An 11,600-nucleotide genomic window follows, 5' to 3' on the forward strand; every position below is an offset into this window, starting at 1 on the left:
ACAGGAGAAATTTGTTAACGGTTAACGGTTTATTAATACTAAAATCCAACATCATTAATAATCCAAAAGCTCTAGACGCACGTAGTGCGGATCAACCGAAGAGTAATCAAACATCCAAAATAAAAAGATGGTTTATGTCAGCTTATAAAATTCTAGAAATTCAAGATTTATCCGTTAATTATGGTGGTATTCAGGCACTGAAAAATATTAATTTATATATTGAAAAAGGCGAAGTCATTACCCTCGTTGGAGCGAATGGTGCAGGTAAAAGCACAACCTTAAGGGCAATTTCCAAAATTATTAAACCTCGCAGTGGTAATATTATTTACAATGGACGCAATATTACTCAGCGTTCACCCCACCAAATTGTCAAATTAGGAATTGCCCATTCCCCCGAAGGTCGGCGAGTGCTAGCACGACAAACGGTATATGATAATCTCATGCTAGGAGCCTATACCCAAACGAATCGCCAACTAGTTCGGGAAGATATCCTCCATCAATTTAATATTTTTCCCCGTTTAGCAGAACGTCGCTATCAATTAGCAGGAACCCTTAGTGGTGGAGAACAACAAATGTTAGCGATCGCTCGTGCTTTAATGAGTCGTCCCCAGTTATTATTGTTGGATGAACCGAGTTTAGGTTTAGCCCCCGCTATTGTCAGAGAAATATTTAATATTATTGAAAATTTGCGGACAACTGGTGTGACAATTTTATTGGTAGAACAAAATGCTAATTTAGCTTTAAAAATTGCTGATAGGGCATATATTTTAGAAGCTGGTGCGATTACTTTAACGGGGAAAGCCTCTGAGTTAATTAATGATGAACGGGTGAAAAAAGCTTATTTAGGTTGATGAAATTGAGAATACAGGATAGAGGAGATAAAAAATTAAAATTAGAGAACATCCTTGTACAAGACCGTTTAGTTAAGGAGCAAGCAGGAAAGAGATTATGCTTAGTAACAATGCTTTTCGCCATAAATTTCTGAAAAATATTCACTTATCTGAACCGTATTGTATTTTAGGACAGTATGCAAGGAATAAATCTACTATTTAAAGTCAGCTCATTGAACATCTTATACATTGGTACTTTTTTGTCTTTTTACCTTTCTGTACTAGTTTTTCCGCTCCCGCAATCAAAAAAATAAAAAACTATTTTCAAACCCAGCGCTATAGAACCTAAAATTAAAACAGTAATGGTTTCCAACCATCAAATCGTATAATTCAAATATCTAGATTTTTTCAGTGGAAGATTTTTACATTTTTGTCAGTGGTATTGCATTGTGTTTGGTATGCTTACAGTTCCCCGCAGTGGCGATTTTACTTGCACGTCTAATTAAAGGTCCAAGTCGTCAACCACCAATTCAACCTCAAGCTGCAACTGTTGATATTTTAGGTTGTGTGAGTGTGGTTGTCCCGACCTTAAATGAAGCAGCTAGAATTAAACCTCTATTAAAAGGTTTAAGTCAGCAGAGTTATGAAGTTCGTGAGGTAATTGTCGTTGATAGCAATTCCCAGGATGGGACACCGGAATTAGTGAAACAAATGCAATCCCATGACCCCCGTTTTCAGGTGATAACCGATGACCCTTTACCAACAGGTTGGGTTGGTAGACCTTGGGCTTTAAATTATGGATTTAAGTCCATATCTCCCCAGAGTCGGTGGTTTTTGGGAATGGATGCGGATACCCAACCCTTACCGGGATTGATTGCAGGATTAGTGAAAACAGCCCAAAAACAAGGTTACGATTTGGTTTCCCTATCTCCCCAATTTATTTTAAAGTATCCGGGGGAATGTTGGTTACAACCAGCTTTATTGATGACCTTATTATATCGGTTTGACCCGACTGGGATTAATGCGGATACACCGGAAAGGGTCATGGCTAATGGTCAATGTTTTTTGTGTAAACGGTCTGTACTAGAAGCAGTGGGTGGATATACTAGTGCCAAGGGTTCCTTTTGTGATGATGTGACATTGGCTCGTAATATTGCCAGTGCAGGATTTAAAGTGGGTTTTCTCGATGGTGCAAAAGTATTCAAAGTTCGGATGTATGATGGAGCTTGGGAAACTTGGCGGGAATGGGGGAGAAGTTTAGATTTAAAAGATGCTTCCTCAAGAACACAAACCTGGGGAGATATTTGGCTATTAGTTGCGACACAGGGATTACCACTAATCTTATTATTGACTTATTTACCTTGGTTCCCCTCCGCCGATTTACCGATTAACTTGTTAGTGGGTTTAAACGGATTTTTGTTATTAATTAGGTTTGCCCTATTATTTGCGATCGCTCCTTCCTATGACCGTACTCAAGCTCAATTTGCTTGGCTATTTTGGCTTTCTCCCCTAGCCGATCCCCTCGCTGTGTTACGAATTATGATTTCTGCCCTCCGTACACCGAAATCTTGGCGAGGAAGAAGTTATGGATGAAATCTCAAATTAGGAATTAATTAGGGCTTGCGGAAAAAGAGTAAAACTCTGATCGCGTCAAAAGTGCAAGCAAATAGGGGTATGGAGTTCAAAAAACCTTACATCTATAATTTTTTGCAGTCTGAGACGCGCGTAGCACGGCTTCTCGTAGAGATGACAAAGTGGAATTGTTGAGTTAAAACTATTCCCTGTAGAGACGACCTGACGGGTAGTCTCTACCGACTCCCTGTTCCCTACCCTTACTAAAAAACTTTTTTCGCAGACCCTAATTGAAAATTAATTCGTTTCTTCTTCCTTGAGGGAATCACCGCGTTCTAATTCCCAGAGAATTTGATTGCCTTCGCGACGGACACGAGAGACAATCCAATTACGCCAACGCCATTGGTCTCCCCGACTAGTAACAGCACTAGGGTGGATATCCATTAAATCAGCTAATTCTGAACTACTAATTAAATATCCTTTTTCAGCAATTTCATCCGCCATGCGTAGGGTTTCCACGAGGTGACGAAGTTGGGATACACGGGTTTCGCGGGAAACATAATCATTCTGATTGGTTGAAATAGTGGTCTCCATCATGTTTGTGTCTGCTGTAGACGCGCTCCGCGAGGTTTCTCGTAGAGATGGTGTGTCAGTAGCAATTGATATGTGTTCGGTGGTCTTGTTGTTAATTATGGTCGAGTTGGCAGCAAATTCCGATATATTTGCTACATTTGGCCAATCTGTAGTGACCACGGTGCTGTGGGAATTGGTATCACCAACCTGCCGCAGACTAGGTAACTTACCAGTAGCAAATCCGCGCGCGATCGCATCACAACGTTCGTTACCAATATTACCAGCATGACCGCGTACATGTCGCCACCGAATTTGCTGGGATGAGTTTAAATGGTCGAGGATTTCCAGTAAATCTTGGTTTTGTACGGGTTTTCCGTCGGCTTTTTTCCACCCTCTCGCTTTCCAAGCGCGTAACCACTTAGTGACGCAGTTAATTAAATATTCGCTGTCGGTGTAGAGGGTGACTGGTTCTGATTGTCCGGACGCTTGTAAATATTCTAAAGCCGCGATCGCCGCTTGCATTTCCATCCGGTTGTTGGTTGTTTGTTTGGCTGCATCCCCTAATTCATGGACGGAGCCATCATCATGGTATACAACTACACCCCAACCCCCTGGTCCCGGATTCCCCGTACATGCTCCATCGGTATATATACTTTCTATCTTGCGTCCATCCATAAAATTCGCAATGTATTAGGTCATGGATATACTTCGCACGCTGATATATTTCCCTTTTGCTTTGTTGGCAGTTTACAGGTTATAGCAGATACATCACAATGCTACCTCTGCATTAACCGTCTAAAACGAAAAGCTCAATTTATGAACGTGGAAAGTATAATTAAATCATTTACCAGTTTTCCACACTAACCCGGAATTCATCCTATCACCCAAAATATTCACATCTTGCAAAGATTTGAGGATGTTAGATTTTTGATTATCCTTCGGGAATCCGCTAGCCTAAAGGCATGGCTTTCGCCAACGTGTCTATGGATTTGAGATTGCTCTGGAGGTACGCGCAGTTTTGCCGCAGACTAATACCATTTCATCCAAATTTCGATACATTTTCTTTCCCCCCATCCCCTGCTCACTCCGTGACATAATTCGGCAATATGATGCAATGAATATGTGTTTTTGTCTCTCTCTCAATGGTCAGTGTTTTCTACAGGTTGATAGCGATTATGAGTTAGGTTATGATTTATGGGAATATAGTCATTTTCACAAATATCAATCCTGACTAAAATCCTCTAAAATTCTTCAATATGCAGGTCAAAGATGTGATTTTCGCTCATCACCTGTTGATTCAAGTTCAAGGAGGATTTTCTGGACAGGTAAATGATTGTTTTTTTCATAAATCAGGGAATTATAGTTGTTAGATACATCTTCAATATCACCTGACTAGAAGAAGCTGGATATCATTTCCCATGATGGCTATAGAATTCATATTTTGTTTTTAAACCAAAACCAACTATACCTACATTTCTCACAAGGGAGTGATAAGCCTTGAGTAATGGGTTAATTTTCCTACTACTCCCTACTCCCCGCTCCCTACTCACTGAAAGTTTTAGGAGTTTGTGAGAAATCCGGGTATACCTCTGTTCCCTATCAAGGCAAGTCATTTCAAGATTCAAATCAGATTTCTCTGAATATATCGTTAAATAATACTATTCAACACACTAATCCATAATCATAAATCATATTTATTCGAGCCAGGGAGCGTTCACATGTATTCTGCCCATGAGCAAATCCATTATATCTTTGAAGAGTTGGATGAATGTGCCCAAAATAAATTTACGGGTGTCTTAGAATTTCATGCTGATAGTGGTCAACAGTGGAGGTTTTATTATCGCTTAGGTCGCATTACATGGGCTACAGGTGGAATGCATCCATACCGCAGATTACGCCGTCAATTAACTACCCACCCTTCCCAAATTCCCTTTGCTAAAATCCCCATCAAAAACCTTCCTTCCCCTTTGAGTCATTGGGATTTTCAACTGTTAGTTAACTGTTTTAAAAAAGGCTTAATTGAACCCAAACAGTTGGAATCAATCGCTGATAGTGTGATTCAAGAATTATTATTTGATGTGATTCAAATAGCTAATCGTAATCAAGAAAAAATTAATTACATTAGGAACCCGCAAATCTCTTTAGATTTACCAATTACATTTACCAGCACGAAGGCTTTTATTCGCCGTACAGATTCAGAATGGCAAGCTTGGTATTCTGCTGGTTTAGAATCATTTTGTCCTGATTCCGCACCCATAATTCGTCAACCGAATGAACTTCAACGGGTCGTTAGTTCTGGAGTGTATCAAAATTTAGCCAAATTTATTAATGGACAAAATAGTTTACGAGACCTAAGTGTACAAATGAAGCAGGAGGTAGTTAAAATTACTGCTTCCCTGCGATCGCATATCCTCAAAGGTTTAATCGAACTAACTCCCATTCCTGACCTGTCACCAGCAGCAACAAGTTCAGAAACTACACCAGTTAATGTTGCACCACCAGTCCCCTCCAGCAGTCGATTAATTGCTTGTATTGACGATAGTCCCCAAATTTGCCACCTCATGGAACGGATTATCGTCAGCAACGGAATGCGATTCATCAAAATTTCCGATCCAATCCAAGCCTTACCCACCCTCATCCAAAATAAACCTGATTTGATCTTTTTGGATTTGATTATGCCAGTGATCAACGGCTATGAAATCTGCTCCCAAATACGACGCATATCCAGTTTCGCCAATATCCCAGTGATTATCCTCACTAGTAGCGACGGATTATTTGACCGAGTTAGAGCTAAAGCTGTCGGATCAACCGATTTTATGACTAAACCCATTATCGGTGATAAAGTCCTAGCCATGATTGATAAACATCTCCCCAATCAATCCGTAAAAACCCAAGTCCAAACCACCGTCTCCGTCAAAGCCGCAGTTTAAGAAACGTTACACTACTCCCTGCTCCCTTCAACTCCAATTTTATCCATCCCCCGCTCTTGCTGGTTGGAACTCGGAACTTCTATCGATCGATCGTCGGTCCCGAGTAAACTTTGCACTTCTTTCAAGGTACGCGGTTTTTTGGGTACTTCTGGAACTAATTCCTCTTCGCTTACGTATTCAATTAAATCCTCGACTCTACAACCCAGAGCTTGACAAAACTTAATAATACGCTGGATATGGTCAATTCCAGTTCTACCACTTTCCCAATTTTGAATTGTACTCTCAGTCACGCCAACCAAACGCGATAGCTCCAACTGGGTTAAACCCGCTTGTTCACGCAAAATGGCAATCCGTGGCTTTGCTTTCCTTTTCACAGCAGCACTTCTATTTTTGATTCTTTCTAGTTCTATGATATGTGGTCAATCGTAACACCAAAAAAAAATTACGCCCAATTTTTTTCCCAAAGGGCTTGACACACCAAATAACTTTGGTTAAAACTTTTAAGTATAGAGATGCAGGTGGATTTACGGAAGTGAATCTACGGAAGCATCTCACGGAGGGCAGTTAAAGCGTAAGTTTTATATTTTCGCCTAATTTAGAGATAAATCCGGAATGGTAAAAACAGAAAATGTAGTTCCCATTGTTGGAAAACACCGAAAACAAACTCAAAGATCGGGTCGTCAGCGATCGCAAGATTATATGACTAATGGGTTATCGGGTGTTTGCTCTCTGGTTTGAATTAACTAACTAACCTAACAACACACAACTAACGAGGTTTATCAAAGATGCTGAAAAAAACATTTTTTGGCTTAGTAGCTGCGGGAATGATGATTGCACCAACTGCGGCTTTTGCTCAAGACCAAGTTCAAGGTAGCGTCACCAACACCAATATTTCCACCGTGAATGTGGGTAATGGTAATGTTACTGGTGTGACTTCTGACTCCAGCACCACCCAAATCCAAAATAAATATGGTAATCCCTGGTGTGCTTCTGGAAACCAGATTCAAGGTTCTAGCACCAACACCGGTGTCGCAACTGCTAACGTTGGTCATTTCAACGTCACTGGAGTCGCTACTGGTTCCCATACCAGCCAAGTTCAAAATGCGGGTTGTGGGTTCCCCTATTTCCCCTACTAAGCGCGTGACTGCAAAAATTCAGCAGACATGCATTTTTTTTGCGGAATTACACCCAATATCTTTGGTTGAATAATTCAGGGGTTGCAAAAGTAAAAAAAGAATTCAGCTTTTACACCTCTGTTAACAGCAAATTTACTTAAATCACACACTAATGAGGTCTACAACAATGTTTAAGAAGTCTTTTGCAATCGGTATTTTAGCAGCAATGGCAATAGCTCCCGCAGCATTAGCCGATCAAGTGCAAGGAAATCAATCCAGCACCCAAATCACAACAGGTAACAACGGTGTTGGCAACGTGAATGGAGTAGTATCTAACACCAATTCAGGACAATACCAAGACAAATATAACAACCCCTTCTGTGCATCAGGGAATCAAGTGCAAGGGAACGTTGCAGGAACTGGAATTGCAGCAGGTAACATTGGTTTCGGTAACGTTTCTGGTGTAAACGCTAACACAAGCAACGGACAAACCCAAGTAGCTAGTTGCGCATTTCCTTTTTAAGAGGGAATAGGGAATTGGGAGTCGGGATTTTTCCGATTTCCCAAACACTCAAATTAATCCAAAATCCAAAATCAATTGAGGTATAGAAAATGTTGAAGAAATCTTTTGCGTTCAGTGTTTTAGCGGTAATGGCAATGGCTCCCGCAGCTTTTGCTGACCAGATTCAAGGTAATGTTTCCAACACCCAAATTTCCACAGTTAACAGTGGTGTCGGGAATGTGAATGGTGTTGTATCTAACACAACATCTGACCAGTACCAATCCCAGTATAAGAGTCCCTTCTGTGCATCCAGCAACCAAATTCAAGGTAACGTTGCGGGAACTGGAGTTGCAGCAGGTAACGTTGGTTTCGGTAACGTTTCTGGTGTAAACGCTAACACAAGCAACGGACAAACCCAAGTAGCTAGTTGCGCATTTCCTTTTTAAGAGGGAATAGGGAATTGGGAGTCGGGATTTTTCCGATTTCCCAAACACTCAAATTAATCCAAAATCCAAAATCAATTGAGGTATAGACAATGTTGAAGAAATCTTTTGCTCTCGGTATTTTAGCAGCAATGGCAATGGCTCCCGCAGCTTTAGCAGACCAAGTTCAAGGTAATGTTTCCAATACTAATATTTCTGCTGGTAACGCGGGTGTTGGTAACGTAAATGGTGTTATCTCGAATACTAACAGCAATCAAGGTCAATACCAATATGGTAGTCCCTGGTGTGCAACAGGAAACCAAATTCAAGGTAACGTTGCGGGAACTGGAATTGCCACTGGAAATGTAGGTATCGGGAATGCGAATGGGGTTGCGGCCAATACTAGTAATGGTCAATATCAAAACGCTGGTTGCTCACCCTACTACTACGGTTTCTAAGCAACTACTAGGCATATATTTAACAATCGACACTAGTCAAATTTACAAACAAAAAACAGGTTAAACCAGTTGAGAAATCAACCCTTAACCTGTTCAACACACAACTTTATTGGTCTACAAAAATGAAAAAGATTTACACCTTTTGCTTTTTAGCAGCCTCCCTAATTATAACTCCTGGAGTTGCTTTTGCTGGACAAAGTTCTTCGCAAAACATGAATCAAACTAGCGTCATCCAGGGTTCTGGAAACTCGGTAAATATCAACGGTACCCAAACCACCAATCAATACCAAAGCAAAAAAGGGAACTATCCCTTCTGTCACTATGGTTATTCCGGTTCCCAATCCCAAAGTTCTGAGCAAAATCTGAACCAGGGAGCATTTGTCGCTGGTCATGGTAATAGTGTGAATATCAGTGGTTCCCAAGCAACCACCCAAGCACAAATAGATGCACTACGCGCTCAATATTGTTACTAAAGCAGGGAGAACGGGGTGTTATACCAATTTAGATTTTAGACTGTGAAATATTGGCTTTTCTGTCACAATCATTTTTGAAATTGGTTTTTAGGAGTAAAAAGTAAGTTCATTCCTACTCACTACTCACTTTATTTCCCAGTAGACACGGTTTACGGGTTTTGATGGGTGCTTTTGCCAATCAACCATTCTATCAAGAGAGGGATACAGCTATGCCTGCTAAACAATCTTTTATTTTATTTGCGATCGCATCAATGATAGCAATACCCACCGGTATTGCATCGGCGAATCAACTGAATATTCAAACCCCTAATGTACAAATGTCCCTTGGTAGCGAAGGCGGTGTTAATATTCGCACCACCCAACCCCGACGTTTCCATTATCGAGAACGTATCCGTGTTTACACCCCCCATCGCTGTCGCAGTAACAGCTACAGTCGCACCACTCGTATTGGTAGAAATACGGTTTCCACATCGTCCGTGACACGAATTTGTAATTAAGAAAATGCAGGAGACGGGAGACAGGAAGATATTTTGAATTACTGTTCCTCCTTAAACTAGGAATTATGTAGCTTGCTTCCTGCGTAGCGGGTATTACGAATCATTAAGTACACACCTATCTCCACTTCTGCTTTACCTCGATTTTGCACTTCACCACTAGGAGAATATAAATAATGAATTTTTCACGGTTACTAATTGGTTTATTCTCAGTTTCAGCAGTATCAAGTTTTATTCCTAGTTTGACACCCGCAGCAAAAGCTGTGTGCATGACCCTTGATGTCAGTAACCAAATCGCCGTTCACAGTCGCGATCGCAAAGCCAACCAAGTCAACAATAGCAATCAACACATTGATCCCGATTGCTACAATAATACATCAGTACACACAGGTACTCAAACCTATGTAGGTTCAGGGAATGCCGATCAAGTTCGTAATAGCACCCAAATATTAGGTCCTGGACAAAACCCAACGGGTGTCAAAGGTCCTAATATTCAAATCCAGGTTCCTGTCCAAGTTGATGTTCCTGCACTTCCTTAGAGATTGTTTGAAAAGTTATTTTTAATACTTAACTTCTTTTTTTTGGGAGTAGGGAGTGGGGAATTGGGAGTAGTCTAGAACAACAAATTTTGCTGTAACCAAGACAATGATTCACAAAGTCTTGATTGACAACTTTTAAAAATCATTCTACTACCATTTGAGAAAAATTTTGATTTCCCTGCTTTCCCTGCTCACCAAAATGCATCAACTCCCGAAGGAAAACAGTAAGGGATAGGGTATTTAATTTTTACGGCTGGAAAATACATCTTGCAACACATTACTATCCCCGATTCAGGGGATTTTTTTATATATATAAACGTGAGTTCGATGATTTATAAAGCCTGAAACTCCTGTCCAGTAACATTCGTAGAAAATAGAAGTTTTTAAAAACCTCCAAGTATGATGTTGAGAATAAAATCATTAAACCTGGAATCAGTCAGTTATTGACTTTGTTCTCAACTAATGGATGAGGTTACTTTAAACTTTAACTTTCAAAATCATTGATTCACAGGGATTGTAGCGTTTATAATTCGTCGAATTCACGTTATATAAAGATATTTTTCATACACAATTTCCTAGAGTTGATAGCCAACTTGTGTATAAAAGTTAGTAGCAGGATGATTATTTGTCAGTACACTAACACGAATCACTTTCAAGCCGAAATTGCGAAAATACTTTCCGCAGCTTGCATCAATACAATACCGACTCCTTGTTTGCGGATGGATGGGGAAACATAGAGGTCACTGATATAGCCATATTTTCGCTCTGATTCGACTACATGCAAATCTTCCTGATCTAACTGTTCGACGAAACAAACTAGAAAACCGACTATTTCCCCAGAATATCGAGCTACAAATATTTTACCAGTTTGCGATCGCGTAATATTCTCCAGATATCGAAAGTGTCCATCTGCGATTTCCCCAGGAACAGATCGATTTTGATGTCAACTGGACTCTACTTGCTGAAGCAGTGCCATGAATTTCACTAGGTATGGTCGATCCTGTAGTTGATAGCTACGAATCATTATGTAAAAAGTGAGTTGGGAGTACTTTTTGTATGACAGACGTAGCATTGCTACTACAATGATTTTGGTTCTAATACAGAATGTAAATAGTTATAATTCATGCCCAAATTGATCAACACCCTATTTTCTGTCTCCTTTCTCCTGTCTCTAAAATTCTTGTACACAAATCAAATCATCAAAACCCTCTTTTGTCTGGGGTGGTGTATCCCGAAGATGACGATACATACTCAAAATTACTGCTTCCGGAACTTGGCGCTGACGTTTTTTATTGCGTGCTAAACACAGCCAAATAGGAGTTTTGAGCCAAATAGCTGTAATCGATGAAAAACCAATTTCACGGACAGTGGTAATCAATTCTTGACGGTAGAGGGGATGGAAATTTGTAGCATCATAGATAACTGATTTTTTTTGCTGATAAGCAAACTCAAATTGATATTTGACTTCAGACCAAATTGCTGACCAGTCACCTTGAATTGCTTCATCTCCGTATAATTTGGCTCGAATTGCATCGGTAGAAATGACGTAACTGTGGGGATTGGCTGCGGCTAATTTTCTGGCAAAGGTTGATTTTCCACTTCCCGGAATGCCGATTAAAAAGCTGTATAAAGGATTAGGCATTTTCGATTTTGGATTTTTCTCCGTTTTTCAAATCAATCAGCGATTAGCAA

At 40.2% G+C, this 11,600-nt stretch carries 14 protein-coding genes; 10 read left to right on the forward strand and 4 right to left on the reverse strand.

The features are described 5' to 3' along the window. Positions 1 to 134: 134 nt before the first annotated feature. Positions 135 to 851, forward strand: a complete 717-nt coding sequence (locus CDC37_RS11580) for an ABC transporter ATP-binding protein (RefSeq protein ID WP_096626113.1) — start codon at positions 135 to 137, stop codon at positions 849 to 851. A 390-nt stretch (positions 852 to 1,241) separates the two neighbouring features. Beyond that, positions 1,242 to 2,423 (forward strand): 2'-O-glycosyltransferase CruG, encoded by a 1,182-nt coding sequence (gene cruG / locus CDC37_RS11585; protein ID WP_096622065.1) that lies wholly within the window; start codon positions 1,242 to 1,244, stop codon positions 2,421 to 2,423. 276 nt (positions 2,424 to 2,699) lie between these two features. Here the strand turns inward: cruG and rnhA are convergent, their stop codons facing one another. Further along, on the reverse strand, positions 2,700 to 3,650 hold the full coding sequence (gene rnhA / locus CDC37_RS11590; protein ID WP_096622066.1) for a ribonuclease HI: 951 nt from the start codon (positions 3,648 to 3,650) through the stop codon (positions 2,700 to 2,702). A 1,043-nt stretch (positions 3,651 to 4,693) separates the two neighbouring features. Between rnhA and CDC37_RS11595 the strand changes: the two genes are divergently transcribed. After that, positions 4,694 to 5,905 carry a response regulator gene (locus tag CDC37_RS11595; RefSeq protein ID WP_096622068.1) on the forward strand — a complete coding sequence of 404 codons (1,212 nt, stop codon included), beginning with the start codon at positions 4,694 to 4,696 and terminating at the stop codon, positions 5,903 to 5,905. A gap of 11 nt (positions 5,906 to 5,916) precedes the next feature. On the opposite strand, the gene CDC37_RS11600 is transcribed toward CDC37_RS11595, so the two are convergent. Beyond that, on the reverse strand, positions 5,917 to 6,279 hold the full coding sequence (locus CDC37_RS11600; protein WP_096622069.1) for a helix-turn-helix transcriptional regulator: 363 nt from the start codon (positions 6,277 to 6,279) through the stop codon (positions 5,917 to 5,919). Positions 6,280 to 6,690: 411 nt separating this feature from the next. Between CDC37_RS11600 and CDC37_RS11605 the strand changes: the two genes are divergently transcribed. The 7 genes from CDC37_RS11605 to CDC37_RS11635 all read left to right on the forward strand — a co-directional run bounded on the left by CDC37_RS11605 (position 6,691) and on the right by CDC37_RS11635 (position 9,908). Beyond that, the gene (locus tag CDC37_RS11605; RefSeq protein WP_096622071.1) at positions 6,691 to 7,041 is read left to right on the forward strand and encodes a hypothetical protein; all 351 of its coding nucleotides are present in this window, start codon (positions 6,691 to 6,693) and stop codon (positions 7,039 to 7,041) included. Positions 7,042 to 7,207: 166 nt separating this feature from the next. Then, a complete protein-coding gene (locus tag CDC37_RS11610; protein WP_096622073.1) occupies positions 7,208 to 7,543 on the forward strand; it encodes a hypothetical protein in 336 nt (111 codons plus the stop codon). An 89-nt stretch (positions 7,544 to 7,632) separates the two neighbouring features. Continuing rightward, a complete protein-coding gene (locus tag CDC37_RS11615) occupies positions 7,633 to 7,968 on the forward strand; it encodes a hypothetical protein (RefSeq protein ID WP_096622074.1) in 336 nt (111 codons plus the stop codon). Between the two features lie 89 nt (positions 7,969 to 8,057). Next, entirely contained in the window at positions 8,058 to 8,402 is a 345-nt protein-coding gene (locus tag CDC37_RS11620; RefSeq protein ID WP_096622076.1) for a hypothetical protein, read from the forward strand. 122 nt (positions 8,403 to 8,524) lie between these two features. Further along, entirely contained in the window at positions 8,525 to 8,875 is a 351-nt protein-coding gene (locus tag CDC37_RS11625; RefSeq protein WP_096622077.1) for a hypothetical protein, read from the forward strand. 209 nt (positions 8,876 to 9,084) lie between these two features. Continuing rightward, complete coding sequence (locus tag CDC37_RS11630) at positions 9,085 to 9,372, forward strand: hypothetical protein (protein WP_157780722.1); 288 nt, start codon at positions 9,085 to 9,087, stop codon at positions 9,370 to 9,372. A gap of 173 nt (positions 9,373 to 9,545) precedes the next feature. Further along, positions 9,546 to 9,908, forward strand: coding sequence for a hypothetical protein (locus tag CDC37_RS11635; RefSeq protein WP_157780723.1), 363 nt, complete (start codon positions 9,546 to 9,548; stop codon positions 9,906 to 9,908). Positions 9,909 to 10,560: 652 nt separating this feature from the next. Here CDC37_RS11635 and CDC37_RS24905 read toward each other — a convergent pair. Both CDC37_RS24905 and CDC37_RS11645 read right to left on the reverse strand, forming a co-directional pair. After that, complete coding sequence (locus tag CDC37_RS24905) at positions 10,561 to 10,824, reverse strand: GNAT family N-acetyltransferase (protein ID WP_197707079.1); 264 nt, start codon at positions 10,822 to 10,824, stop codon at positions 10,561 to 10,563. 255 nt (positions 10,825 to 11,079) lie between these two features. Then, positions 11,080 to 11,550, reverse strand: a complete 471-nt coding sequence (locus CDC37_RS11645) for an AAA family ATPase (RefSeq protein WP_096622082.1) — start codon at positions 11,548 to 11,550, stop codon at positions 11,080 to 11,082. Positions 11,551 to 11,600 lie beyond the last annotated feature (50 nt).

The organism is Calothrix sp. NIES-3974 (assembly GCF_002368395.1).
Classification (GTDB): Bacteria; Cyanobacteriota; Cyanobacteriia; order Cyanobacteriales; family Nostocaceae; genus NIES-3974.